Source organism: Pseudomonas sp. Q2-TVG4-2 (genome assembly GCF_013620795.1).
Taxonomy (GTDB): domain Bacteria; phylum Pseudomonadota; class Gammaproteobacteria; order Pseudomonadales; family Pseudomonadaceae; genus Stutzerimonas.
The window spans coordinates 254,451-278,097 of sequence record NZ_LGLW01000001.1; the positions used below are offsets into that span (position 1 = coordinate 254,451).

General features: G+C 61.4%; 19 protein-coding genes and 3 pseudogenes. 9 read left to right on the top strand and 13 right to left on the bottom strand.

Annotated elements, in window-relative coordinates:
- Nucleotides 1–39 precede the first annotated feature (39 nt).
- Both H3028_RS01285 and H3028_RS01290 read right to left on the bottom strand, forming a co-directional pair.
- Nucleotides 40–588 carry a sugar O-acetyltransferase gene (locus tag H3028_RS01285; RefSeq protein WP_181295256.1) on the bottom strand — a complete coding sequence of 183 codons (549 nt, stop codon included), beginning with the start codon at nucleotides 586–588 and terminating at the stop codon, nucleotides 40–42.
- 71 nt (nucleotides 589–659) lie between these two features.
- A pseudogene (locus tag H3028_RS01290) lies at nucleotides 660–1,467 on the bottom strand (LuxR C-terminal-related transcriptional regulator); the annotation flags it as partial.
- 12 nt (nucleotides 1,468–1,479) lie between these two features.
- Between H3028_RS01290 and H3028_RS01295 the strand changes: the two are divergent.
- Nucleotides 1,480–2,005, top strand: a pseudogene (locus H3028_RS01295) (MalM family protein); the annotation flags it as partial.
- Nucleotides 2,006–2,026: 21 nt separating this feature from the next.
- Here the strand turns inward: H3028_RS01295 and H3028_RS01300 are convergent.
- The 4 genes from H3028_RS01300 to H3028_RS01315 form a co-directional block, all read right to left on the bottom strand.
- Nucleotides 2,027–3,904 (bottom strand): MFS transporter, encoded by a 1,878-nt coding sequence (locus tag H3028_RS01300; protein ID WP_181295257.1) that lies wholly within the window; start codon nucleotides 3,902–3,904, stop codon nucleotides 2,027–2,029.
- 97 nt (nucleotides 3,905–4,001) lie between these two features.
- Entirely contained in the window at nucleotides 4,002–4,328 is a 327-nt protein-coding gene (locus H3028_RS01305; protein ID WP_181295258.1) for an AzlD domain-containing protein, read from the bottom strand.
- A complete protein-coding gene (locus H3028_RS01310; RefSeq protein ID WP_181295259.1) occupies nucleotides 4,328–5,041 on the bottom strand; it encodes an AzlC family ABC transporter permease in 714 nt (237 codons plus the stop codon). Before H3028_RS01310 ends, H3028_RS01305 begins: the two co-directional genes overlap by 1 nt.
- A 213-nt stretch (nucleotides 5,042–5,254) precedes the next feature.
- Nucleotides 5,255–5,824, bottom strand: a complete 570-nt coding sequence (locus H3028_RS01315) for a GNAT family N-acetyltransferase (protein ID WP_181295260.1) — start codon at nucleotides 5,822–5,824, stop codon at nucleotides 5,255–5,257.
- Between the two features lie 476 nt (nucleotides 5,825–6,300).
- Here H3028_RS01315 and H3028_RS01320 point away from each other — a divergent pair, with 476 nt between their 5' ends.
- Both H3028_RS01320 and H3028_RS01325 read left to right on the top strand, forming a co-directional pair.
- Nucleotides 6,301–9,771, top strand: a complete 3,471-nt coding sequence (locus H3028_RS01320; protein ID WP_181295261.1) for a PAS domain-containing hybrid sensor histidine kinase/response regulator — start codon at nucleotides 6,301–6,303, stop codon at nucleotides 9,769–9,771.
- Nucleotides 9,772–9,808: 37 nt separating this feature from the next.
- Nucleotides 9,809–10,039, top strand: a complete 231-nt coding sequence (locus tag H3028_RS01325; protein WP_181295262.1) for a hypothetical protein — start codon at nucleotides 9,809–9,811, stop codon at nucleotides 10,037–10,039.
- Nucleotides 10,040–10,190: 151 nt separating this feature from the next.
- On the opposite strand, the gene rmuC is transcribed toward H3028_RS01325, so the two are convergent.
- Nucleotides 10,191–11,666 carry a DNA recombination protein RmuC gene (gene rmuC, locus H3028_RS01330; protein WP_181295263.1) on the bottom strand — a complete coding sequence of 492 codons (1,476 nt, stop codon included), beginning with the start codon at nucleotides 11,664–11,666 and terminating at the stop codon, nucleotides 10,191–10,193.
- A 117-nt stretch (nucleotides 11,667–11,783) separates the two neighbouring features.
- On the bottom strand, nucleotides 11,784–12,137 hold the full coding sequence (locus H3028_RS01335) for a tetratricopeptide repeat protein (RefSeq protein WP_181295948.1): 354 nt from the start codon (nucleotides 12,135–12,137) through the stop codon (nucleotides 11,784–11,786).
- 559 nt (nucleotides 12,138–12,696) lie between these two features.
- Between H3028_RS01335 and H3028_RS01340 the strand changes: the two genes are divergently transcribed.
- The 3 genes from H3028_RS01340 to H3028_RS01350 all read left to right on the top strand — a co-directional run bounded on the left by H3028_RS01340 (nucleotide 12,697) and on the right by H3028_RS01350 (nucleotide 16,007).
- On the top strand, nucleotides 12,697–15,270 hold the full coding sequence (locus H3028_RS01340; protein ID WP_181295264.1) for a YdbH domain-containing protein: 2,574 nt from the start codon (nucleotides 12,697–12,699) through the stop codon (nucleotides 15,268–15,270).
- Between the two features lie 192 nt (nucleotides 15,271–15,462).
- On the top strand, nucleotides 15,463–15,654 hold the full coding sequence (locus H3028_RS01345) for a YnbE family lipoprotein (protein WP_168425755.1): 192 nt from the start codon (nucleotides 15,463–15,465) through the stop codon (nucleotides 15,652–15,654).
- An 8-nt stretch (nucleotides 15,655–15,662) separates the two neighbouring features.
- Entirely contained in the window at nucleotides 15,663–16,007 is a 345-nt protein-coding gene (locus H3028_RS01350) for a YdbL family protein (RefSeq protein ID WP_181295265.1), read from the top strand.
- A 45-nt stretch (nucleotides 16,008–16,052) separates the two neighbouring features.
- Here the strand turns inward: H3028_RS01350 and H3028_RS01355 are convergent, their stop codons facing one another.
- The 3 genes and pseudogenes from H3028_RS01355 to H3028_RS21155 all read right to left on the bottom strand — a co-directional run.
- Complete coding sequence (locus H3028_RS01355) at nucleotides 16,053–17,039, bottom strand: lipid A deacylase LpxR family protein (RefSeq protein WP_181295266.1); 987 nt, start codon at nucleotides 17,037–17,039, stop codon at nucleotides 16,053–16,055.
- A gap of 141 nt (nucleotides 17,040–17,180) precedes the next feature.
- Nucleotides 17,181–19,142, bottom strand: coding sequence for a PhoX family phosphatase (locus H3028_RS01360; RefSeq protein WP_181295267.1), 1,962 nt, complete (start codon nucleotides 19,140–19,142; stop codon nucleotides 17,181–17,183).
- Between the two features lie 31 nt (nucleotides 19,143–19,173).
- A pseudogene (locus H3028_RS21155) lies at nucleotides 19,174–19,281 on the bottom strand (energy transducer TonB); the annotation flags it as partial.
- A gap of 558 nt (nucleotides 19,282–19,839) precedes the next feature.
- Between H3028_RS21155 and H3028_RS01365 the strand changes: the two are divergent.
- Entirely contained in the window at nucleotides 19,840–20,013 is a 174-nt protein-coding gene (locus H3028_RS01365; RefSeq protein WP_181295268.1) for a hypothetical protein, read from the top strand.
- Between the two features lie 235 nt (nucleotides 20,014–20,248).
- On the opposite strand, the gene H3028_RS01370 is transcribed toward H3028_RS01365, so the two are convergent.
- Complete coding sequence (locus H3028_RS01370; protein WP_181295269.1) at nucleotides 20,249–20,899, bottom strand: hypothetical protein; 651 nt, start codon at nucleotides 20,897–20,899, stop codon at nucleotides 20,249–20,251.
- Between the two features lie 212 nt (nucleotides 20,900–21,111).
- Between H3028_RS01370 and H3028_RS01375 the strand changes: the two genes are divergently transcribed.
- On the top strand, nucleotides 21,112–21,663 hold the full coding sequence (locus H3028_RS01375) for a TetR/AcrR family transcriptional regulator (RefSeq protein WP_181295270.1): 552 nt from the start codon (nucleotides 21,112–21,114) through the stop codon (nucleotides 21,661–21,663).
- A complete protein-coding gene (locus tag H3028_RS01380; RefSeq protein WP_181295271.1) occupies nucleotides 21,660–22,820 on the top strand; it encodes an MFS transporter in 1,161 nt (386 codons plus the stop codon). The genes H3028_RS01375 and H3028_RS01380 overlap by 4 nt, the downstream gene beginning before the upstream one ends.
- Before the next feature lie 186 nt (nucleotides 22,821–23,006).
- Here the strand turns inward: H3028_RS01380 and H3028_RS01385 are convergent, their stop codons facing one another.
- On the bottom strand, nucleotides 23,007–23,645 hold the full coding sequence (locus tag H3028_RS01385; RefSeq protein ID WP_181295272.1) for a response regulator transcription factor: 639 nt from the start codon (nucleotides 23,643–23,645) through the stop codon (nucleotides 23,007–23,009).
- Between the last annotated feature and the right edge of the window lie 2 nt (nucleotides 23,646–23,647).

Genomic DNA, 23,647 nt, shown 5'->3' on the forward strand with positions numbered 1-23,647 from the left:
CCGGCCTAGAGCCGGCTGCCGTTTCGGCTCTCAAGCAAATCAGCGGCTACGGGCCGGATTACCCACCACGGTCGCACCCGCCGCAACATCCCGAGTCACTACACTGCCCGCCCCGATCACGGCGTCATCGCCGATGGTCACGCCCGGCAGGATAATCGCACCCCCACCAATCCAGACGTGCTCACCGATCACCACCGGACGCCCGAATTCGAGGCCGCTACGGCGCTCTTGTGCATCGCGTGGATGGTCTGCAGCGTAGATCTGCACGGCTGGCCCGATCTGCGTGCCGGTACCGATGCGTACCTCGGCCACGTCCAGGATGACGCAGTTGAAATTGAAAAACACATCGTCAGCCAGGTGGATGTTGTAGCCGTAGTCACAGTGAAACGGCGGTCGCACCACCGCGCCTTTGCCTACGCTCCCCAATAGCTCCTTCAGCAAGGCCCGACGCACCGCGTATGTTTCGACGAGCGCTGCGTTGTAGCGCGCCATCCAGGCCTTTGCCGCGGCCTGGTCGGCCTGCAGCTCGGGGTCGTCTGGCCGGTACAAGTCGCCGGTCAGCATCTTCTGCTTTTCAGTCATCGGCATGTCTGGCTCCGGTGGGACAAGAAAATGCACCCGACCTTGGACCGGCCGGAAGCGTAATCGGTCATGCAACGCTACTCGCCCTGGATCTTGCTCAACAGGCTGCGCGCCAATTGCACGGCCTCGTTGCGATGGGTGATGTTGAGCTTCTGATACAGGCTGCGGATGTGCGTCTTGGTAGTGGTCGGTGCGACGTTGAGGTGCTCGGCGATCTGCTCGTTCGATTGTCCGGCATGAATCAGGCTGAGCACCTGCCATTCGCGCCGGGTCAGTGGCGAATGGCGGATCAGCTCGGGCACGTCGGGCGATTGATAATGTCCTGAATCACCGCTTCGTCGAGGGTGATGCGAGTCGCCCGGCTGAAGTCGCGCTGCTGCTGCGCCAACTGGATCAGGCGATCGGCGCGTTGCGCTTCGAGTTCGTCGAGCCGGCGTTCGTGCTGCAAGGCCTTGAGCATCGCGATCAGTAGCTTGCCGATACGCAGGAAGCTGCCGATGGCGCCCGTGCTGCTGGCCAGCGTTAGCGCCAGCTGCAGGTGGTCCAGTGCCTGTTGGCGCTCCTCGCGCTGCCAATGCAGTTGCGCGAGGAGGATATGGTTGCGGTTCAAGGCCATGATCAGACCGTGCTGCTCGGCCTCGACCTGCAACTGTCTGAGGATCGGTAGCGCCTTGTCCGCCTGCTTCAATGACAGATAGGCCCGCGCGTGATTGCGGCCGTTGTACTGGGCGAATGATTGACGCCGCGTTCGAGCGCAGGCGCCGTGAGCAACCATTGCTGGATCGCCGTCTTGTCCTGGGTCGAATCCCAGTAGCTGAGCATCACCGCGTGGGCATTGGCGAGCCAGTCGACGTGATAGTTATCACCGGCAAGCATGCTCTGCATCTTGCCGCCCTCCGCATGCTGGATGCCGGCGACTTCACCTACGCTCCCGCGGTCTGAAAGGCGACAGCTGGACGCACGTCTGCGCATAGATCGCACCTACCTGGACAACCCCGGCAACGAGTATTACCTCGTGCTCTACGCCAGCGAAAACCAGTTGTCGGGCCAGACCACCCTGGAGCACCCCGCCAAGGCCTACACCAAGGCGCTCGGCAACGAGCCGCCCAGCCTGCCCGATCCAATCGCGCAGCATTCGCCCACCGGGGTGATCAAGACGGTGCTGGTCGAAGACAAGGTCGCTGGCCAGCAAGCAAACACCTATGTACCCGCCTACAGCATCGGTCGTGAAATGGGGAATGATCTGCCTACCGTACCCGCAGCGGCGGTGCTACCGGAAACCCAGGCCTACTAACGCCAGGGGATCGACGCAGCGCTGGCGAGCAAGGACCTTGAGCGTGCGCTACGGCTCGCCGACGAAGCTGCAAGGGTCGGCGATGCCAGCGCCAAGACCTATCTGCTGGAGCGCATCCAAATCAAGTAGAGACGACGCGGCGGCCTGCGCCTAGCGCCGGTCGCCGCGTAGCAAACTGACCTGCGCCTGCAGCTGCTGACGATTGGCATCGGTCGCGGCGACAGGCGCGCTGGCGATCAGGTCCACCTGCGACCAGATCCGCCGGAAAAAGCCCTTGTTCGGGTCGCGGCTGAAGAAGCTACCCCACAGCCCTCGCAGCGCCATGGGCACCACGGGCACCGGATTCGCCTCGAGAATGCGCTCCACCCCCGCCCTGAACTCGTTGATCTCGCCGTCGGCGGTGAGCTTGCCTTCGGGAAAGATACATACGACTTCGCCGTTGCTCAGATAGCGGCTGATGCGCTCGAACGCCTCGGCGTAGATCGCTTCGTCTTCATGTCGCGCCGCGATGGGCACCGCGCCGGCCGTTCGGAAGACGAAGTTCAGCACCGGGATACGGAAGATCTTGTAGTACATGACGAAGCGCACGGGCCGACGCACCGCTCCGGCGATCAGCAGCGCATCGACGAAGGACACATGGTTGCAGACCAGCACCGCCGGACCATCCTCGGGGATCGCGTCGAGCCCCTGATGGCGCACCCGATACATGGAGTGGCCAAGCAGCCACACCAGAAAGCGCATGCTGAATTCCGGCACGATGCTGAAGATGTAGGCGCTTACCGCCACGTTCATCAGCGACACGACCAGGAACAGCTGCGGAATCGACAACCCCGCGACACTCAACAGCAAGATGGCGACCAGCGCCGAAGCGACCATCAGCAGCGCATTGAGAATGTTGTTTGCCGCGACCACCCGCGCCCGCTCGTGCTCCGCAGTGCGCGACTGGATCAACGCATACAACGGCACGATGTAGAAGCCGCCAAACACCCCAATGCCGAGCACCGAGGCGAGAATCCACCAGGCCTGGCCGAACCCCAGCAATCCCAACCAATCGTGGGGCGACGCGCCCAGCGGGAAGCCCCCCGAATGCCACCACAGCAAGAGGCCGAACAGGGTCAGGCCCATGGAGCCAAAGGGCACCAGCCCGATTTCCACCTTGTGGCCCGAGAGCCGCTCGCAGAGCAGCGAACCAAGGGCGATGCCCACTGAGAACACCGTCAGGATCAGCGTGACGACCGTTTCATCGCCATGCAGCAAATCTTTCGAATAGGCCGGGATCTGGGTCAGGTAGGTCGCGCCGAGAAACCAGAACCATGAGTTACCGATCAGCGAGCGCGACACCGAAACGCGCTGCCCCAGCCCCATGCGCAGGATCGCGCCAGTCTGACGAAACAGGTTCCAGTCCATCTGCAGCGACGGAAAGGACGCGCCGGTTGCCGGTACTCCGCGGCTGGCGAGGTAACCGGCGATTGCCACCAGTACCACACTGCTGGCGATCAGCTGAGCGTAGCCCTCGCTGGCCATCATCACGCCGGCCGTAATGGTCCCGGCGAGAATCGCCAGAAAGGTGCCCATTTCCACCAGTGCGTTGCCGCCGACCAATTCGTGATCTTCGAGCAATTTGGGCAATACCGAATATTTCACCGGCCCGAACAGCGCCGACTGGGTACCCATGCAGAACAGCACCGCGAGTAGCAACGGCAGGTTGCCCAGTAGCATGCCGGCAGCACCGGCGAGCATGATGAAGATCTCACCGGCCTTGATCGCCCGGATCAGGCGCTCCTTGGCGAATTTCTCGCCCAGCTGCCCGCCCAGCGCAGAGAACAGAAAGAACGGCAGGATGAATAGCAGCGCGCACAGGTTGATCAACAGGCTGGTATCGGCGTTAGAGCCAATCTTGTAGAGGATCGCCAGAATCAACGCCTGCTTGAACAGGTTGTCGTTGAACGCACCCGACAGCTGGGTCAGGAAGAACGGCAGGAAGCGCCGTTTGCCGAACAGGGTGAACTGCGAATGGGGAGAGGTCATCGATCCGGTTCCATGGAGAAGACGTTGCTTGTTGGAGCGTGGCTGGCCACAGAAGGACACATCCGGGTCGCTGTCGATTGGCGTGCTGAGCGGCTCTTCACATTGGCAGCTGCCCGAACGCCCAGCGCAAGAGAAAGAAACACAGCAGCCCGCCGGCGATGGTCGCCAACAGGTTGCGGGTAACCGCCGCGATGAGAATCGCGAACAGCCCTCCGAGCAGGTAGGCATTTTGCCAATCCAGCGCCCACTCTCCCTGGGGCATCAACATGCCCGGCACCACGATGGCGGTCAGCACGGCGACCGGCACGTAATGCAGCCCCTGCTCCACCAGTCGGGGGAAGCGCAGGTCAGGCCAGGCGAAGAAGCTGTAGCGAATCATGAACGTGATCGCCAGCATGCCGAGGATCAATAGCCAGGTTTGCATCACTGCACCTCCGTGAGCAGACGGCGCTCGGCGCGCTGTTCGAGCCAGACGCCGACGATGATGCCGGCCAGCGCCGCAGCGATCAGGCCCAGTTTGTACGGCAGCTCCCAAGTCAACAACGCCACAACCGCGGCCACCAACGCCGAAGCCACCTGCGGGCGGGTGCGCATCATCGGCACGGCGATGCCAATGAAGGTCGCGATCATGGCGAAGTCCAAGCCCCAGCTGGCGATGTTTGGTACCGCCTGGCCAAAGGCGATACCGGCCAGGGTTGCCAGTTGCCAGCTCAGGTACATGGTCAGCGCCGCCCCGAAGAAGAACCAATGCTTGTACGGCGAGGCATCGTCGCTAGCATAGCGATGCTGAATGACAGCGAAGGCCTCATCGGTCAGCCAGAAGGCCAGCGGCACCCGCCAACGGCTCGACAGATGACGCACGAACGGCTGCAGCGCCGCGCTGTAGAGCGCATGACGCAGGTTGACCACGAAGGTCGTGAGCAACACGACGGCGGCGCCAACCCCACCGGTAATCAGGGTAATGGCGATGAACTGTGCAGAGCCTGCGAACACCAGCGCCGACATACCAATCGTCTGCCAGGTGGAAAGGCCAGCGCCGATCGAGAGCGTGCCGAAGATGATGCCAAACGGTATCGCGCCGACGATCAGCGGGAGGATATCGCGACAACCATGCAAGAACTCCTGCAAGCGGGACATCGTGGCTCCTTAGGTGTGCACCGCAGACGATGATGGGCTACGCGCCGCCATTACGGCCGGAACATAGGGGATGAAGACGGACTGATGACCGCGGTCGAACCGTCCATGGGAACGACAGACATTATCCTATGTTGGCGCCGAGGGCGACGGGCGCGCAGCGGTGCTCCCGCGACGAGATCCCGCCTCGCTTGCGCGCTGGCCGGTCGCAACGGATCAGCCGTTGGCGCGCGATTCCAGCAGTTCTTTGACGGCGGGCCATTCACGGTCGGTAATGCTGAACAGGACAGTGTCGTCCAGCCTTCCATCAGCGAGGCGACGATGGTTGCGCAGCAGCCCTTCTCGCTGGGCGCCGAGTTTTTCGATGGCACGCTGGGAGCGCAGGTTGCTGGCAGCCGTTTTCAACTGCAGGCGCACCAGCTGCCACTCCTCGAAGGCGTGTCTGAGCAACAGGTACTTGATCGCAGTATTCAGACCGCTGCCGTGCTCGGTCCTGTCCAGCCAGGTCCAGCCGAGTTCACTGGCCGGCAGCGATGGATTGAAATCCGCGAAGCGGGTGGTACCGACGATGCGATCTCCCATGCGCAGGGTGAACACCACCGCCCGACCTTCGCGCTGTTCGCTGAGCGCGAAACGATACCAGTCCGGGCGCAGCGGGCCGTTGAGGTAGACCAGTTCGTCACGGTTATGCTCGGCAAGCTCCACCAGGGCCGTGATATCGGTTTCTGCTAGCGGGTCCAGACGCAGGGCTCCCCGCTGCAACGTGACCGGGCGCGGCGTGAACATCAAAGATTCTCCTGATGATATGGGCGGAAGGGGCGCTGTTGTGATCGCAACACAGACAGGAAGTGCCCGGCAACCAAGGCCATCTGCACGACACTGCGACCCGAGGCGAGCCTGGCAACGTGACGCCCCACTGGCGGCAGAACACGGCGGCGATTTAGCGCGTGGCCAGACCAGCCAGCAGATCGTCTAGCCCGGGCGCTCTCGCCGATCCGCCCGTGACCACTCACCTCATGCGACCATGGTCGCAACCGCAACACGCCAACCTCTTTTACTGCGAAACTTTGCAAATTCATTTATCAATAAGCGGCAGTCTTCCGGCTATCCCAGAAACCTGCCGAGCCTGAACGGCCGACCGAGTGGCATCTCGGTCTGAACAGTCGCATTGCATCGCCTGACCCTGGTCGGCATAACGCGCAATCGACCGCCATATCGGCTCGGACAGGGGGGCCGCTCTTCATTTGTTGTCTGGAGTTCGCATGTCGTTGTCCGGTGGGCTGATCGCGCTGGTCGCCTTCACTTATATGGCCGTGCTGTTTGCCATTGCGTTCTACGGCGATCGCAACAGCGCGCCGATGTCCCCGCGTATGCGCGCCTGGGTCTATAGCCTATCGCTGGCGGTCTACTGCACAAGCTGGACCTTCTTCGGCGCCGTCGGCCAGGCCGCCGAGCAACTCTGGTCCTTCTTGCCTATTTACCTCGGGCCGATCTTGCTGATGCTGCTGGCGCCCCATGTGATCCAGAAGATGATCATGATCAGCAAGCAGGAGAACATTACCTCCATCGCCGACTTCATCGCCGCGCGCTATGGCAAGTCGCAGTTGCTGGCGGTGGTGGTCACGCTGATTTGCCTGGTCGGCGTACTGCCCTATATCGCGCTGCAGCTCAAGGGCATCGTGCTCGGCGTGAACCTGCTAGTCGGCAACCACGGAGAGGCGGCCGCCGGTTCCGGTGCGCAGGACACAGCGCTGATCGTGTCGGTGGTGCTGGCGCTGTTCACTGTGCTGTTCGGTACGCGCAACCTGGACGTCACCGAACATCACCGCGGCATGGTGCTGGCGATCGCCTTCGAATCGCTGGTCAAGCTGTTTGCCTTCATCGCGGTCGGCGTCTTCGTCACGTTCGGTCTGTATAACGGCTTTGGCGACTTGTTCAATCAGGCCTACGATTCGTCTGAGCTGACCGGGTTCTGGGAAGAAACGGTGAACTGGCCGTCGATGCTGGTGCAGACGACCGTCGCGCTGATGGCCATCGTCTGCCTCCCGCGCCAGTTTCACGTGACCGTGGTGGAGAACATCGAACCGCGCGACTTCCACTTGGCGCGCTGGATCTTCCCGTTGTACTTGGTGCTTGCCGCCATCTTCGTCATTCCGATCGCCCTGGCCGGGCAGATGCAGCTACCGGCGGGCGTCAGTTCCGACTCGTTCGTGATCAGCCTACCGCTGGCCGAAGCGCATCCGGCGCTGGCAATGCTGGCGTTCATCGGCGGCGCCTCGGCGGCAACCGGCATGGTCATCGTCGCCAGCGTGGCGCTGTCGACCATGGTGTCCAACGACATGCTGCTGCCCTGGTTGCTGCGTCGCAAGGAGGCCGAACAACCCTTCGAGGTGTTCCGCCACTGGATGTTGTCGGTGCGCCGCATCAGCATTGTCGCCATTCTGTTGCTGGCCTATGTGAGCTACCGATTGCTCGGTTCCAGCGCCAGCCTGGCAACCATCGGCCAGATCGCCTTCGCCGCGCTGACTCAGCTGGCACCGGCCATGGTCGGTGCGCTGTACTGGAAGCAGGCCAACCGGCGCGGCGTGTTCGCTGGCCTCGCCGCCGGCGCGCTGGTCTGGGTCTACACGCTGATTTTGCCGCTGCTGGGCTGGCCACTGGAGATGTTCCCCGGTCTGCAGTGGATGTACACCACCGAGCTGCCGTTCGATACCAGCGCGTTGACGCTCGGCGTAATGTTGTCGCTGGTGAGTAACGCGACGCTGTTCTTCTGGGTTTCGATCCTGTCGCAGACTCGCGTGGCCGAGCATTGGCAGGCCAGTCGTTTCATCGGCCAGGAAATCCACGCCACGCCGAACGCCCGTCGGCTGCTCGCCGTGCAGGTCGAGGACCTGCTCTCTCTCGCCTCACGCTTCGTTGGCGCGGAGCGGGCGGAGCTCAGTTTCCAGCGCTTCGCCCGGCGCCACGGTCATGACTATTCGCCCAAGCAGCAGGCCGACGGCCAATGGATTGCACACACCGAGCGGCTGCTCGCGGGTGTCCTTGGCGCGTCCTCGACCCGCGCAGTAGTCAAGGCCGCGCTGGAAGGCCGAGACATGCAGGTCGATGACGTGGTGCGCATCGTCGGCGAAGCGTCCGAGGTCCTGCAATTCAACCGCGCCCTGCTGCAGGGGGCGATCGAGAACATTACCCAGGGCATCAGCGTGGTCGACCAGTCGCTGCGGCTGGTGGCCTGGAATCACCGCTATCTGGAGATCTTCGACTACCCGGACGGGCTCGTGTATATCGGTCGGCCCATCGCCGACATCATCCGCTACAACGCCGAGCGAGGCCTCTGTGGTCCCGGCGACGCGGATACCCATGTGGCCAAGCGGCTGTACTGGATGCGCCAGGGGCGTGCGCATACCTCAGAACGCATGTTCCCCAACGGCCGGGTGGTCGAACTGATCGGCAACCCGATGCCCGGCGGCGGCTTTGTCATGAGCTTCAGTGACATCACCGCCTATCGCGAGGCGGAACGGGCGCTCAAAGATGCTAACGAAAGCCTGGAGCAGCGCGTCGCCGAGCGCACCCAGGAACTGTCGGAATTGAACAAGGCACTGACCGAAGCCAAGAGCACCGCCGAGGCCGCCAACCAGTCGAAGACGCGCTTTCTCGCAGCAGTCAGCCATGATCTGATGCAGCCGCTGAATGCCGCGCGGCTGTTCTCCGCCGCCCTCTCCCATCAGCATGACGCGTTGCCAACTGAAGCCCGGAAGCTCGTGCATCACCTGGACGGCTCGCTACGCTCGGCTGAGGATCTGATTTCCGACTTGCTGGACATTTCCCGCCTGGAGAACGGTCGCATCACGCCCGATCGCAATCCTTTCCCGCTGGCCACCCTGTTCGACACACTGAGCACTGAGTTCACGGTGCTGGCCGCCGAGCAGGGCGTCGTTTTCAAGGTGCATGGCAGCCGGCTGCGGGTCGATAGCGACATCCGTCTGCTGCGCCGCGTACTGCAGAACTTCCTGACCAATGCCTTCCGCTACGCCAAAGGCCGCGTGGTGTTGGGCGTGCGCCGTCAGGGCTCCTCCTTGCGGCTCGAGGTATGGGACCGCGGTCCAGGCATCGCCCAAGACAAGCTGCGGGTGATCTTCGAGGAATTCAAACGTCTGGACAGCCACCAGACCCGCGCCGAGAAAGGTCTGGGGCTGGGGCTGGCGATTGCGGACGGCTTCTGCCAGGTCCTCGACCACCCTCTGTCGGTGCGCTCCGTACCTGGCAAGGGCAGCGTGTTCAGCGTGACGGTTCCAATCGCCAGCAATGTCGTCCGGCAGGTGAAGGCCAATGGCAATGGCGAAGCGCAACAAACCGCGCTAACCGGCATTCAGGTGCTGTGCATCGATAACGAAGACAGCATTCTGGTCGGCATGCACAGCTTGCTGTCGCGTTGGGGTTGCCAGGTCTGGACCGCCAGCAACCGGGCCGAATGCGAGGCGTTGCTGAGGGACGATGTACGACCGCAGCTGGTGCTGGTCGACTACCACCTGGATCATGGCGAAACCGGTTCTGACTTGATGGCCTGGTTGCGTACCCGTCTCGGCGAGCCGGTACCGGGTGTCGTAATCAGTGCCGACGGGCGACCCGAACTGATTGCCGCCATCCACGCAACGGGATTGGACTTCCTTGCCAAGCCGGTCAAGCCGGCTGCGCTGCGCGCGCTGATGAGCCGTCACGTGCCGCTGCACTGAAGCAGACTTGCGCCAAGACAAGTCTGCGCTAAGCGCGATGGCTAAACTGAAGCGGTCCGAAGCGGCCGGCATATCCGGCCGCAGGGCTGCTCGCAACCTCGGCATTCATATTCCCGCGGGTGCTGCTGGAAGTCGGCTTGATCAACCGAGCACTGCTGCCGTCGTGCTGGCGCCAATGCTGACCGCCGGTTTGATCTACCTGGCCGGGGCGCGGTTGTATTACCTGCGCGCCGGGCACCAGCCTCAAGCGGTGCCGAGCCGCCGTTGAAGACCCGTTCGAGTTTGGCCCTGCGCTGCGGTTTGCCGGCCTGCTGGTGGTCATCCTGTTTTCTCGTCGAAGGTGCACAGCGATTGCTGGGCGATATGCGGCCTGCTCGCCGGGCTTGCGGTGTTGTGGCTGGCATGACGTAGCGCAACGCTCAATCCTCGGCTTCTTCCAGCGGCGTTTCGGCCCCGGCGCGCTCCAGCCAGTCGGCCGGCAATCGCTTGCTGGCGCGGGCGCCCAGCAGTTTCAGCTGCTCGGCGCGCCCCACCAGATTGCCGCGTCCGTCGGTGAGTTTGTTACGTGCGCCGACAAAGGCCTTGTCCAGCTGCTGCAGACGATTGCCGATCTCGTCCAGATCCTGGATGAACGCGGCGAACTTGTCGTAGAGCGCCCCTGCCCGCTCGGCAATTTCACGGGCATTCTGGCTCTGCCGCTCCTGCCGCCACAGGCTGTCGATCACTCGCAAAGTGGCAAGCAAGGTGGTCGGGCTGACGATCACGATGTGCTTGGCGTAGGCGTCCTGGAACAGCTCCGGATCGGCCTGCAGCGCCGCGGCGAACGCCGCCTCGATCGGCACGAAGAGCAGCACGAAATCCAGACTCTGCAATCCTTCGAGACGCTGATAGTCCTTCAGCGACAAGCCCTTCAGGTGATTACGCAGGGACAGCACATGCTGTTTGAGTGCCAACGCGCGGCTGCCTTCGTCTTCGGCGCAGGTCAACGCCTGATAGGCGGTGAGACTGACTTTGGCGTCCACCACCACCTGCTTGTCGCCCGGTAACTGGATCAGCACATCAGGCTGGAACCGTTCGCCGTCGGCACTCCTCAGGCTGACCTGCGTGTGATATTCGCGTCCTTTCTCTAACCCCGCATGTTCAAGTACCCGCTCGAGGATAAGCTCGCCCCAATTACCCTGGGTCTTCTGTCCTTGCAGTGCGCGGGTCAGGTTGGTCGCCTCGTCGCCCAGTCGCTGGTTGAGCTGCTGCAGCCGCTCCAACTCTTTGGCCAGCGAAAAACGTTCGCGCGCCTCATTCTGGTAGCTTTCCTCGACGCGCTTTTCGAACGACTGGATGCGTTCCTTCAATGGGTCGAGCAGCTGCCCGAGCCGTTCATGGCTGGCCTCGGCAAAGCGTTGTTCGCGCTCTTCGAAGATCTTTCCAGCCAGCTCGGCGAACTGCGCACGCAGCTCATCCCGGGCGCCCTGAAGGTCTTCCAGGCGTTGCTCGTGGGTCTTTTGCTGTTCGTTGAGCTCGGCGCTAACCGCTGCATGAGCGGCACTCAGCGCGCGCAGCTCAGATTGCTGCGCATCACGCTCGGCCTCCAGATCGTTGAGCGCATCTCGCGTTTCCATACGCTGCGCCTGAAGCCACTCGGTTTCGCGGCGTAAGGCTGCCAGCTCGGCCTGCAGTGCCGAGCGTGATTCGCTGAGGTCGGCATGGGCGAGGCGACCAGCCTCGAGCTGCGCACTCAAGCCCTCCTGCGCCATGGTGGCCTGAGTGAGACGCTCGTCGAGCAAGGCAAGCGCGGCCTGGCGCTGGGAGAGACGATGCTGCAGGAACATGGCTAGAGCAGCCAGCAGCACACAAAGGGAGCCAAGGCCGACGAGCAAATAGGTGGGATCGAGAGGCATGAAGGGCTCCGGCTGAATTGCCCGGCAGTATAGCCAGCCGAGATGTGCCGGTCAGGCCGAACGCTCTGTCCAGGCCGCTGCGGGCTGCCTTGCCGTGCAGCCCGTTGGAAGCAAGCCCTAGCGCTTGGCGAGGAACCGCTGGAGAACCCGTGAGGCCTCGGCGGACCCCTGCGCAGCGGCCTGTTCCAGCCAATGTCTGGCCTTACCCAGCTCGCGATACTGAGGCTGGCAGTACAACTGCCCTAGCTCCAGTTGCGCCTGACAATCGCCCGCACGGGCGGCCTGCCGTAGCAGTTCGAAACCGATGCGCCGATCGCGCTGGCTGTCGCAGTCCGTGCAGAGCAGCCGTCCGAGGCGACTCTGCGCTTCGACCACACCTTCGAGCGCCGGCTGCTTGAGCATCTGGCCAGCGATTCGTTTGACACTTTTGGTCTGTCCTAGACGCTGGCTGTCCAGCAGCCACAGCGCCATGCGCAACGGCAGGCGCGGAGAAGTTGAAGTGCTATCGACCGTAGTCGATGCGAGAGGACGCGTTCTCATGGTCACCGAAAGCTTCGGGGGGACAAGGGCGCGCACTCTACTCCTTTTTTCACAGAGTTAAAGTCTTGATAAAAAACTTAAAAAGCGAACCGGATCACACAAAAAATTAATCCACAGAAGCTGTGGATAACTCGGTGGACAAACAGGTTACAGATTTCCCTAGGGCCTGTGGCTAGCGGCCTGCGGTTAAACTGGCGCTTTTTTCACCAATGAAAAATCTCTTTATTTTTCAGCAAGTTATTATCGATCTATGCTTTGGCGCGGTTTGCGACAGTTTGTCATAAGCGCTTGACAAGGCGCTCCGACGAATGTGCACAAGTTTGGCACGGCAACCATGAAATGCCCGTTCCAAGCGGTTTTGAGCAGCCAGGCGCCTATGAACACGGAACTTTCGGCCGTGTGACCGGTCGTCGGCCGCACCAGCGCAGGGCACATCGCGCATGAGCATCCGCCGGCTTATGCTGATGCATCGATCACAACGGGAAGGGTCATGTCCAAGCGGCGGAAAGTCCTGGTTCTGGCAGTAGTAGGGTTGCTTCTGGTCGTACTGGGTATCGGTGCCTATGGCGGCTTGCGCTGGCAGCAACTCAAACGTGAGCTCGGCATCGTCACGCTAGACGTCAGCGGTGTGCAGTTATCGGCTAACCAGCTTGAGGTGCGACAAATTGTCTTGGTTCTACAGCCACTAGGCGACGAATGGCTCTCGGTGCGGGTCGATAGCCTGCGGCTCGACATGGAAAGCTGGTGGCGGCCGCTCCCGTTTCAGTCGTTGAGCATCAAGCATCTCGAAGCCCAATGGCGGCCGGCATCTGACGCGGATGTCGCCGGTGCGCCGCTGGCCGTCCCCGATCGGCAGCAACTGGAACGCTGGGCGACCTGGGCACCGCGTACCGGGCATATCAGCTCGTTCGGCCTGACCCTTCCTTGCGAGAGCGGCACCTGCCGAGAACAGGGTGAAATGAGCTGGCAGCATACGGGCAAGGCGGTGCTACCAGCCACGCTGAAGCTTCAACTTCGGCGCGACGCGCATCAGTTGGCACTGGTGCTAGGCGCCCATGAACAATCCCGCGAAACCCATGTGGATCTCCAGCTGCAGCTGGACGGCCAGCAGCGCCTAACCATGCAGAACCAGCTGACGACCGATGCCGACACGACACTGTGGCGCGGCACGCTGGCTATGAGCGAGCTGCCGGAGGCATCATGGCTGATGGACTGGCTCGGCGACTGGCTGGCCTATGATCCGCCGACTCTTCCCGAGTTGCCCGAGCGGATGCGCATCGGCGCCGGTTGGGCGCTGCAGGTCGATACAGAGGACCTGGCGGGCGGATGGAAAACCTTGGACGGCGAGTTTCGCCTGTCCGCCAACCTGCCAGCGCCCTGGCCAATCGTGGGCATCGGTCAGGTGCAGGGACGGCTCGACCTCACCGCCAAAGCCGACCGTGGCACCTGGATACCCACCGAGCTGACCACCGATCTGCTGCTGCAACCGGCGGCAACGCTGGTCGCCGAACTCCCGGCAGAGCTGAGACCCGATGCGGTTAGCCTGCAAATCACGCCCGCCGCAGCCAACCAATCGGCTGCGGCGCTGCCTTTGCAGGCGCAGCTAGCCGTCAGCGGCCCCACGTCGCTCACGCTCCACAGCCAACTCGTGCTTGGGATCGCCGCGCCCTACAGGCTATCGTTCGAACAGACCCGACTTCGCGTGCAAAGCGCCGAACTCTCTTTGCCTGAGATGAGCTTGAAAGGCCTTGAGGCCGACCTGCGACTGCATGGCCACGCCTCTGCAGAAACCGCTGCCGTTCGGCTCGACAAGGGTTCGCAAATTGCCCTGACGCGCTTCACCAGCGGCACGGATCTGGTGGCGAACACGCTACAACTGAACCTATCCGGCTTCGATATCGAGACGAAGTTCTCAGATCGCGAGTTACAGACATTATCGACCGAAGGCCAAGCCGCGATGACCATTGCCGAGCTCAGGCAGCCGGCGCTGCGACCACAAGGCTGGCGATGGAGCGGTCGACTCGATGCCGGACGCGAACGGCTCTTGCTCGAGGGGCCGCTGAGTAACGACGCCGGACTCACCCTGCCCGTGACGCTCGACCATAACTGGTCCAGCAGAGCGACCCGCTTGAACCTGAGCCTTCCCGAACTCTTCCTGCGCGCAGGCAATCCCTTGGCCGCGACCCTTGCCGATTGGCCACAGGTGCTGGAACTGAACACCGGAAGGCTGCAGGGCCAGGGACAGTTCGACCTACCGGGCAATGGCCCTCTCGAGGCAAAGGCGACGCTCAGTGCCAAGGGACTCGGCGGTATCTATGACCGCACCGAGCTGCGCGGACTGAACACGACACTATCGGTCGCGCTGCGGCGAGATCAGTTGCACCTGGAAATACCCGAACTGACGCTGCAGGAAGCCAATCCCGGCTTCACCTTCGGTCCGCTAAGGTTCAACGGTGAATATGCCGGCAACATCGATCACCTCGACCGAGGCCGACTCGCCTGGACAACAGCCGAGCTGCAACTGCTCGGCGGGCGCCTCTGGCTAGACCCGGGCAAAGTCGACCTGGCTGCCGAAACGCAACAGCTGAACGTTCATCTGCGTGGCCTGCAGCTACCGCTGTTACTCGAGGCCTATCCCACCGAAGGGCTGTCCGGCACGGGTGTGATTGACGGCGAACTCCAGCTGCAGCGCAGCGAAGCAGGCATCAGCATCGAACAGGGATCGCTAAAGGCGCGCGAGCCGGGTGGCACCTTGCAGTTTCGTTCGGCGAAGATCCAGGCATTGGGTCAGTCAAACCCGGCGATGCGGCTCGTGACCGAGGCGCTGGATGACTTCCACTACGAGCTGCTCGCCAGCGATGTGCACTATGCCACCGATGGCACGCTCAACCTGGGCCTCAAGCTGCACGGGCAAAACCCGGCATTGGAAGGCGGTCGCCCGATCAACTTCTCCATCAATCTCGAAGAAGACATTCCGGCTCTGCTAACCAGTCTGCAGTTGTCTGATCGCGTCAGCGAGACCATTCAACGACGCGTGCAGGAACGCCTCAGACCAGACCGTTGAAAAAACGAAGGCGAGGCAAGGAAAAACAGCCGAGAACGCGGACCCGGCTCGCGCGCGAGTTTACGAGCTGTAATGAGCAGTCTGACTGGGCTCGCAACCGAGGCTGTTTTAACGCAGCATTGCCAACGCAGGTAGTTTTTTAAAGGCCTGTTGAGGCACTGTAGCGACACCCCCGCCCAGGAGAACACCGTCATGCGGTTGTGCCACCCCATCAGCGTTCTGACGCTGGCCCTGCTGGCCAGCGCCTGCACTCCACGAGTGGAACTGGCCGTGCCCAACGAGCCGATCAACATCAACCTCAACGTGAAAATCGAGCACGAGATCTACATCAAAGTGGACAAGCAGCTCGACTCGATCATCAATGAAGACAGCGGTTTGTTCTGAGGAGCCTTATGAAAACCTACCTGAAACTCGGAACCCTCCTCATGGCGCTGTGCCTGGCTCTGCCTGCCGCTGCCATGTCGCTCAACGAAGCCATGGCCGCGCTAGGTCAGGCCAAGGCCAGCGGCCAGCTCGGCGAAAGGCCCGACGGCTATCTCGGAGTCGTGCAAAGCACTGGCCAGGCGGAGGAGATCGCCAGTCAGATCAACCAGGCCCGGCGCGCCGAATACCATCGTCTGGCGCAGAAAAATGGCATCAACGTCAGCGATGTCGAAGTGATCGCAGGGAAGAAAGCCATCGAGAAAACACCGCCCGGCCAGATCATCCAGCTCAACGGCAGGTGGGTGAAGAAGTAAGCGAAGAGCTTGCGGGGTGCTGATCGCGCCCCGCATGGCTGTCCTTCAGAACCAGGCCGAAACCGTCAATGAACCGAATTGATCATGCTCGTCCTGACCATGAAATTCCCGAGTTCGCCAGACGCTGGCGAATGCCAGCTGCCAGCTGTTCCAGGTCAATGCGACACCGGCCTTGGCGTCACCCACCCACTCCCGACTGTCTACCGAATGGCTGCTCTTAAAGGTATTACCTTCAAGCAACATGTTGTGGGCCATATACCGCCCTTCCACGTTGGCGAAGATGTTCCAGGCAAACCCGCCCCCCTGGTCGAAGAACATGCTGCCACTCTGGGCCGGCGCTACAGCCGGGATGCTGAAGCTGCGTGCTAGCCCTTGCCCGATCCGCAAGCCCAACCCGGCAGAACCGTAGGTGTAGAGATTACCGAGTGAGAAGCCGGCGCTCGGCCCGTACTCAAACTCCAGTCCGGCGAAACGTTGCTGCAGCCACCAGCGGTGCTGGTAGGCCAGGTTGACGAAGGGCTCGTTGCGCAGCTGATTGTCCCAGCCCTTGGGCTCGTCGCTGTCGGTCACGTCGTGCACTCGGCGCTGAACTCGTTCCGCGCCCGCCGCAGGCCCGACTATCCCGAGGTCCAGGTGTAGACCACTGGTCCCGCGCCAACCGTCATGCTGCGTCGTGGAATGGATCGACAGGCCCGCAAACAGCAGGCCGGCATAGGGTCGATCGTCTTCGATAAGCCCCGCTCGCTCGATATCATTGGGCGTGTAAATCTGATGGCCAAGCCGATAGGCAATATTGTCGACTTCGTCCGCCGCCCAACCCGGCACGGTTTCAGCGAACCGCCGCGACCAATGATCACCATCCGGCTCGAACGAGCGCATCAATTCAAAGCCATTGGTGTAGTGGCCATCGCTGCCGGTCGCGATGATGTCATTCTCGATCTTCAACGAGTACAGATCAGCATGGCTGATCACCGGAACACAGCCGATGAATACGGCGAGAAGAACGCGAGCGTGCAAGTACGGGATTGCCATGGCCAGCTCCTTGGTTACATGCAGCAGGGAATGTATGGTTATAGAGCACAGCGGCCGACCAAACGTTCAGGTGCCCTAGCCGCACAAGGCGCAGCGAGCCGCCCTTGTTCAGAGCCTAGCCCACTGGCAAGGCCCCGCTGCTCAAGTGCCGATCACGCCTCCATCGTCTTTGGTGATCAGAACCGTCGAGGACCGTGGACGAGTCTTACCGTCATTCGCCGGGAAACTCAGCTCGGGATGCTGCACGTTGATCCACATGGCACGGTAGTCCGGGCTCCAGGTAATGCCGGTGATCTCGCAGCCGCGCGGGCCGACCAGAAAGCGCCTTACCTCGCGGGTTAGCGGGTCGGCACAGAGCAGCTGGTTGGTCCCCATCGCCTGCATCGCCGCTTCTTCGTCACCGAAGTCAGTCTCGATCCACAGCCGGCCGGCATTGTCGAAGGCCAGCCCATCGGGCGACGAAAAGATATCGCCATTAATGGTGCCAGTGAGGTTGGCCGGCACCGCCTGCCCGTCCGCATTCCTGGCGCCGGGATGCTCGCCCGCCAGCAGGAAGATCTCCCAGGTAAACGCGGTCGCGGTCGGATCGGCGCCCTCCTCGCTCCAGCGCAGGATCTGGCCGTGCAGGTTGACGGGGCGCGGGTTGGCCTTGTCGGTTGGCCATTTCACGCCGCGGGTGTCGTTGTTGGTAAGGGTTACGTAGACCTCGCGAGTGCGTGGATGCACGGCAACCCACTCCGGTCGATCCATTGGTGTCGCGGCCACCTTGTCGCCAGCGGCGCGGGCATTGAGCAGCACCTCGGCCTGATCGGCGAAGCCGTTCTCCGCGGTCAGGCCGTTCTGCCCATGGACCAGCGCCAACCATTCGCCGCTGCCATCGGTATTGAAACGCGCCACATACAGGGTGCCGCTGTCCAACAGCTGACGATTGGCCTGATCGTCTCCCGGCACATAGCGGCCGGTGGGGACGAATTTGTAGACGTACTCGCCCTTGGTGTCGTCGCCCGAGTAGAAGGCCATGCGGCCATCTTCGCCCAGCGAGAGCACCGAGCACTCGCGGCAGTAGCGACCAAGGGCGGTGCGCTTGACCGGTTTGCTCTGTGGATCGAACGGGTCGACTTCCACCACCCAGCCGAAACGGTTCGGCTCATGTACATGGCCGCCGTGAGGTTGCGTCGGGCCAGGGGTGGCGTTGAAGCGCGGGTCGGCAGTTTCCCAACCGTAGAGTTTGCTAAGGCCCTTGCCCTCGATGCCGTAGCGTTTGTGAGATACACGTTGAGCAAGGTCGTCAGCATCGTGGTTGACGAAGTAGTGGTGCCAGTTTTCTTCGCAAACCAGATAGGTACCCCAGGGCGTGATGCCGCTGGAGCAGTTGTTCAGCGTCCCGATGATTTCCTGCCCGCTCGGGTCGGAAGCGGTTTTCAGCGCCTCGTTGCCGGCCAGCGGACCGCTCACGGCCATGGGCGTCATGGCCGAGATGCGCCGGTTGTAGCGCGACGGCATGACCCGTTGCCATCGGCCCTGCGCATCCTTCTTCACTTCGATGACGCTGACGCCGTGGGCCGCCTGCTCCTTGCGCACCTCATCCAGCGGACGTTTGCCGTCGGTGTAGGTCATGCCGTTGGGGTGTAATGGCGGGTTCACGTACTCGTGGTTCATCACCAGCAGGCCATGGCTGTCCGGGTTTTCCGGGAAGGGGAAAAAGTGCATGCCGTCATGGTTATCGCCCGCCTGCTTGAGCTGGGCCTGCCAGTCATCCGTGGCGTCCGGGTTCCACTCGGGGGCGTCTGCCATGACGGCATCCCCCCAAGAAAAGAAGGTCCGTGCGCTGTAGCCCGGTGCGACCTGCACACTGTCGAACGCCGGATCGAGCTGCGGAGGAATACCCTCAAATCCCATCAGCGATTCGCCCTGCACGGCGCGGCGACAGGCGCCCAGACTGCCGCCGAGAAAGCCCAATGCAGCCAGGCCCAATCCGCCCTTGAGCAGACTGCGCCGACTGCGATCGATCAACTGGCCCAGCGAGGCGTTGGAGCTTGGATTGATGGACAGGTCGTCCAGGGCGGAAAGGTTGGCGTGAAAATTCTGGAAATCCTGTTTCATCAGTGACTCGTTCAAATGGGTCCGATCCGCATCACTGGATGCGGTAATGAAAGGTAACGGTCACGGCGCGACCATCAACGATCCGAGGCTGATAGCGAAAGCTTTTGGCAGCTATGAGTGACGGCCGGATAAGAGCGGGTGGTCGTCGTCCAGCGCTTTTCTGGGCGGTTCCGGGCGATCCTGTTCGATCCGCAGATCAACCTGCGGTTCCCGAACGGCTTGCCCGGCCCGCGGATCAGCAAGGGCTGTTGTAGGACCGGCAGCAACTGAAGGCAGCTGACGTTTCGCTCGGTGCGGCGCATATGGCGCTATGGCTCCGATCGAGCTTCCGCACGAGGGCCATCCGGTTCGCCAGTAGACGATACCTGCACCGACTCGGCATCGTTCCGGGTCTGCTGGCGATTCAATGTTGTGAGCGCTCGGCGCAGCAACAAGACGCGATCCCGGCCACAGTGAGAAACGCAATAAGCACCGCTATGGCATGTTCATTCATTGCGCCCTGCCTCACCTGCAAGATCGGCATACGGGACAGCGCTTTGATACTGAATGCACATTGCTGAAGCCAACGGTACGGCAGGAGGTCGTCCAAATGCCTGGGCGTGGGTTGCAGAAGATGTGACCAGGTGTGCGACAAATCGGTTTGCAGCGGGTCCTACCCTGGAACTACGGAACGACTCTAGATAGCAAGGAGGACCACATGCATCGGGACTACACCAGGCAATACCATCAGCTGCGCACGCACATCGAGCGCATGCTCGGCAGCGGAGCGGTGATCGCGAAGAGAGCCCCGCTCACGATCAGGCGTGGGGACCAGCTGTTTCGGGTCTCGTGGGGGATGCTGATTAGCGAGCTGACGCTCGTTGACCATTAGAAAAAATCGGCCGGACTAAGCCAACCTGGCAGAGCCAGGCATATCAGACCAGCCCATCGAACCGCGCATAGGGGTTACCGCATTGGCAGCCGGTAGAACCGGTAACGAAGAACACCGTAGGATGGGCTCGTGCTGTCGACGCAGATAGTCTGCGTCGACACCATGAAGTCTTAGTTCCAGATTCTCCAGTGCAGATGGGCGATCCGGACGCACACGTCACAACTTTCTGACGTTTTTACTCAAGTGATTCGGTTAGCCATCGACGCACCTTTCGACGCTCGCGGCGCGACAACAGCTGATGAGTAAAGGGGCTTTCGGGTCGCAGAACGCAATCCGGATCGCCGCGATCATCCAGACGGAATCGCCGAAGAACACCTATCGGATGCCGCTCGGGACCGTAGAAGGCCACCGCCCGGATCTCCAACGTGTGAAATTGCCAGTCGCCAACGGGTCTATGGCCATCGAGCTCGATCCGATGGCGCTCCGCAACGCTGCGCAGCATTCCCTGGAAGGTGCCAACGTGGATGAACTCACCACTGCGAAGGGGCCCCTGATGGGTCGTCTGATAGATCGGAAGGTCGGGTAAGGCGCCGTCCTCGTCGTCGATGCTCTGTCTGATGTCAGTCACATCAAGTTCCAATGGCCCCTTCGACGTCTCGATGGAGACCACCAGCTGATTAATGAACATGGGCTCGGCGCTCATGTTGGAAATCAGGCAAAGCGAACTCAGCCCCTTGCCGGCACCGCGATTGATAATAAGGCTCGGCTTGCGCTGACGTCGGAAGTTCAGCAGTAACAACTGCGCATAGAACACCCATACCAGCAGCGTGCTGGCGGAGATGGTCAGCGAAATCAGCTGGTGATTGTTTTTCAGCCATTCGATCATCTGGGGCCTCGAAGAGTTGTGAGTTGCTGAGACAGCGCAAAAACAACGCAGTGCCAGCTCGCTCGACGCAGCAACAAGATTGCGACCCCCGATGCAGAGGAAAGACCGCAGACCGAACCGGCAAGGGTCGATGGCGTGGCTAGGCGAAAAGGGCCTTCAAGCAACGTGGCATTTGCGCTTGACGTGTAAACCGATCGTTTTACACTGGCTGTATGGATAAACGCAGTGAAATCATCGCGGGCGCAGCCCGCATATTCGAGGCAGAGGGCTTCCGGGGCGTCGGCGTCGATCGTGTGATCGCCCCATCCGGAGCCTCCACCCGTACGCTCTACAAGCACTTCGGGTCGCGTGACGGTCTGGTCATCGCCGTGCTCGAAGCAAGACATCGCCGCTTCATGAATCAGCTATCTGAAGGGGACACGCCGAAGAATGATCCTGTCGGAATGCTTTTCGATACATTGCGGAGCTGGATAGAAGTGCATGGCGCACGAGGTTGCATGCTGCTGCGGGCGCGCAGTGAATACGGCGACGCCAGCAAGGAAATCGTTCTGCTTGTCAGCCGGCAGAAGCACGAATTCCGTGATGAGGTCGCGAGGCGCGTGGAGCGTGTGCTCGGTCGGAAAGACGCCGTGCTCTCCACACAAATCTGGCTATTGTTCGAAGGCGCAACCGCCGCGGCGAGCGTTGCGGACGCTTCGGTCGTCGACGATGCCAAATGCGCTGTGCTATTGCTTCTTGAAAAGGCACGGATGGACCAGCCGTGAGCCGCCGCGTCAATCTGGTGGCCGCCGCCTTCGCCCTGACAGCGTTATCCTACGGACTGGCACGGTTCGCCTATGGTTTATTGCTGCCGCAGATCCGTGCCGATCTTGGACTAGGCGTTCCTGAAGCAGGATGGATCGGTGGGAGCACCTTCGCGGCATATTGTGCCGGTATCGTCCTCGCTTTTTCGTGCAACGGCAGGATCAGTCCTCGTGTGATCACACTCCTGGCTGGCCTGGCCGCGACGGTGGGGCTGGGAATTGTTGTCGTGGCTACGTCGGGGCTTTCGTTGGGCTTGGGCATTGCACTCGCGGGGTTGAGTACAGGCTTGACCTCTCCCCCACTCGCCTCTGCTATATCCATGCAGTTCGGTGAGAAGGATCGTCCTAAAGCAAACACAGTGATCAACGCTGGGACAGCCGCCGGAATCATATTTTCCGGCATGGCGGCCATCATGGCTGCCGGAGCCTGGCGCGACCTCTATGTCCTGTTTGCACTGATCGGTGGTGGAATAACCCTATGGCTCTGGTTCGCCGTACCTCCGCGTATGGTCGGTGGCGGTCCCAAAGGCTTCGCATTTGGGACCCTGAAGCGGCCTGGCGTTCTGGCACTTTGCTGCAGCGCATTTCTCATGGGCCTGTCGAGCACTGCGATATGGACGTTTGGTGCCGATATTCTGCGTGGTGAATTTGGCTTTACCGATGCCAATATTGCATGGGCCTGGATTGCACTTGGCACAGCGGGCATCACCGGGTCCCTCACCGGAGTGCTCACCAACCATTACGGTAAACGGCGAATCCAGACGTTCGCGCTTCTTGGGATGGCGCTTGGGACCATTGGATTGAGTACGTCGTCATTTTCACCAGCCTATGGGTTCGCCGCGATGGGCATTTTCGGCGCCGCCTATATTATTTCTTCAGGCGCTTATCTCATTCAGGGCATCGACCTTCTTCCGGATCGTCCGGACCTCGGCTTGGGTGTCCCATTTCTTGTTCTTGCCCTCGGCCAGACAGCAGGCACTCCACTCTTCGCCGCCACACTGAGTGCAGTAGGCGTTCTCAATGCCCTCTTTGCCTTTGCCGCCGCGGCTTGTTTTGCTATCGCCATCTACCCCTTGAAGCGGGAGACAGCGGCGGCTCTTCAGAGTGGTCAATGCTAGGCGGCTTGCTCGACTGCGTCGGGGCCGGTGGCCCTATGGTTCGAAGGAAAATCTTACAGTTCGCGCTAACCCAATGGCCGATGTCCTCCAGATCTGCCAATGCTAGTACGTTCGCGGTATGGCCGAGATTGGCACATCCCAAATAGGGGCGCATGTACAAACATTAACGTGGTGAGACAGTTCCAGTTACGGCGAAAGCTCGATGATCCCTCGCTGGATACCAAGTATCACCGCGTGCGTTCGATTACTTGCTCCGAGCTTGTCCATGATTTTGCTCAGATGCCCTTTAACTGTGTCTTCACCTATTGCCAGGGCAACAGCCAGATCCCTGTTGGACAGCCCATTGGCGACCTGTTGCAGCACTTGGACTTCTCTTGGGGAGAGACCGTCCTGATCGATGTTAGCGGCCAATTCCGCCGCGATCTCTGGTGGATAGTGGCGTTTACCGGCAGCCAACGCGCGTATGGTTTCAATGAGCTCATGGCGTAGCGTACTTTTCAAAAGATAGCCGCGCGCTCCCGCCTTGATCGCTTGCAACGCCCTTACATCACCTCGGTACGTCGTAAGTATTGCAATCCGAGCTTGTGGAAATTCCGACATGATAGAGCTGATAGCGCCGATGCCGTTGAGTTCCGGCATCTGGACATCCATGAGGGTGACATCTGGCTGCATCGCACGGTATAGCCCGATAGCCTCCAGCCCGTTGGACGCTTCGCCGACCACGCTTATGTCCTCGAAACCTCCCACCACCGCTGTAATACCCTCGCGTATCAGCGGGTGATCGTCCACGACCAACACGGTGATGGGTTTCTTGATGCCAACCATAG

What these genes read in the sequence shown, in the direction of transcription:
- H3028_RS01285 (WP_181295256.1), bottom strand. Translation starts at nt 588, where the DNA reads ATGCCGATGACTGAAAAGCAGAAGATGCTGACCGGCGACTTGTACCGG.
- H3028_RS01300 (WP_181295257.1), bottom strand. Translation starts at nt 3,904, where the DNA reads ATGACCTCTCCCCATTCGCAGTTCACCCTGTTCGGCAAACGGCGCTTC.
- H3028_RS01305 (WP_181295258.1), bottom strand. Translation starts at nt 4,328, where the DNA reads ATGCAAACCTGGCTATTGATCCTCGGCATGCTGGCGATCACGTTCATG.
- H3028_RS01310 (WP_181295259.1), bottom strand. Translation starts at nt 5,041, where the DNA reads ATGTCCCGCTTGCAGGAGTTCTTGCATGGTTGTCGCGATATCCTCCCG.
- H3028_RS01315 (WP_181295260.1), bottom strand. Translation starts at nt 5,824, where the DNA reads ATGTTCACGCCGCGCCCGGTCACGTTGCAGCGGGGAGCCCTGCGTCTG.
- H3028_RS01320 (WP_181295261.1), top strand. Translation starts at nt 6,301, where the DNA reads ATGTCGTTGTCCGGTGGGCTGATCGCGCTGGTCGCCTTCACTTATATG.
- H3028_RS01325 (WP_181295262.1), top strand. Translation starts at nt 9,809, where the DNA reads ATGGCTAAACTGAAGCGGTCCGAAGCGGCCGGCATATCCGGCCGCAGG.
- rmuC (WP_181295263.1), bottom strand. Translation starts at nt 11,666, where the DNA reads ATGCCTCTCGATCCCACCTATTTGCTCGTCGGCCTTGGCTCCCTTTGT.
- H3028_RS01335 (WP_181295948.1), bottom strand. Translation starts at nt 12,137, where the DNA reads ATGGCGCTGTGGCTGCTGGACAGCCAGCGTCTAGGACAGACCAAAAGT.
- H3028_RS01340 (WP_181295264.1), top strand. Translation starts at nt 12,697, where the DNA reads ATGTCCAAGCGGCGGAAAGTCCTGGTTCTGGCAGTAGTAGGGTTGCTT.
- H3028_RS01345 (WP_168425755.1), top strand. Translation starts at nt 15,463, where the DNA reads ATGCGGTTGTGCCACCCCATCAGCGTTCTGACGCTGGCCCTGCTGGCC.
- H3028_RS01350 (WP_181295265.1), top strand. Translation starts at nt 15,663, where the DNA reads ATGAAAACCTACCTGAAACTCGGAACCCTCCTCATGGCGCTGTGCCTG.
- H3028_RS01355 (WP_181295266.1), bottom strand. Translation starts at nt 17,039, where the DNA reads ATGGCAATCCCGTACTTGCACGCTCGCGTTCTTCTCGCCGTATTCATC.
- H3028_RS01360 (WP_181295267.1), bottom strand. Translation starts at nt 19,142, where the DNA reads ATGAAACAGGATTTCCAGAATTTTCACGCCAACCTTTCCGCCCTGGAC.
- H3028_RS01365 (WP_181295268.1), top strand. Translation starts at nt 19,840, where the DNA reads ATGCATCGGGACTACACCAGGCAATACCATCAGCTGCGCACGCACATC.
- H3028_RS01370 (WP_181295269.1), bottom strand. Translation starts at nt 20,899, where the DNA reads ATGATCGAATGGCTGAAAAACAATCACCAGCTGATTTCGCTGACCATC.
- H3028_RS01375 (WP_181295270.1), top strand. Translation starts at nt 21,112, where the DNA reads ATGGATAAACGCAGTGAAATCATCGCGGGCGCAGCCCGCATATTCGAG.
- H3028_RS01385 (WP_181295272.1), bottom strand. Translation starts at nt 23,645, where the DNA reads ATGGTTGGCATCAAGAAACCCATCACCGTGTTGGTCGTGGACGATCAC.